Origin of the sequence: Vibrio sp. 1727 (assembly GCF_033344415.1) — a bacterium.
Taxonomy (GTDB): domain Bacteria; phylum Pseudomonadota; class Gammaproteobacteria; order Enterobacterales; family Vibrionaceae; genus Vibrio; species Vibrio alginolyticus.
The window spans coordinates 1-799 of the sequence record NZ_JAWPOT010000180.1; the positions used below are offsets into that span (position 1 = coordinate 1).

Annotated in this window: 1 pseudogene; it reads left to right on the top strand. The window is 44.1% G+C overall.

The features are described 5' to 3' along the window. Window positions 1-16: 16 nt before the first annotated feature. A pseudogene (locus R8O10_RS24645) lies at window positions 17-799 on the top strand (IS3 family transposase); the annotation flags it as partial.

The window sequence follows — 799 nt, forward strand, 5'->3', positions numbered from 1 at the left end:
AAAATTGGAGAGTGTTATGAAATCAACAACTAAAAGAACTCAGCGCGATTACTCCCTCGCTTTTAAACTCACTGTAGTTGATGAGGTTGAAAAAGGAAGCCTCACTTACAAACAAGCCCAAGAGAAGTATGGCATCCAAGGTTGCTCTACGGTTTTGGTTTGGCTTCGTAAGCATGGTCGACTAGATTGGTCTAAAGGGACACCTAACTTTATGTCCAAAGGAGACTCTATGGCCGAGTTCAATTCACCTCCTACACCAGAGCAACGTATTAAAGAGCTTGAGAAGCAGCTCGAAGATGCTCAACTCAAAGCCGACTTCTTTGAAGCTGTCGTGAACGTTATGGAACGTGACTATGGTGTTAGAGTGACAAAAAAGCACAAAGAAGCGTTGTCCAAGAGAAAACCATAGTAGGTTTGAGCGTTACGAAGTTTTGTCAGTTAGTACAAATCTCTCGCCAAGCTTATTATAAGCAATGCCAAACTCAATCTCGTTGTGAACATCATGAGCATGCTGTCATTGGCTTTGTCCATGAAGTCAGGCTGAAGCAGCCACGCATTGGCACGCGTAAACTGAAGTTCTTAGCAGCAACAAAGGGCATTCAAATAGGTCGCGATAAGCTCTTTGAACTTCTCAGAAAGCATCGGCTGTTAGTGAGAGCAAGACGAGCCTATCACCGAACGACTGACAGCCGTCATCGATTTTTCTGTCACCCAAACAAAGTGAAAGATGGGCTGACACCAACGAAGCCAGAACAACTGTGGGTTGCTGATATTACTTACTTGCCAACTCAAAATGGAG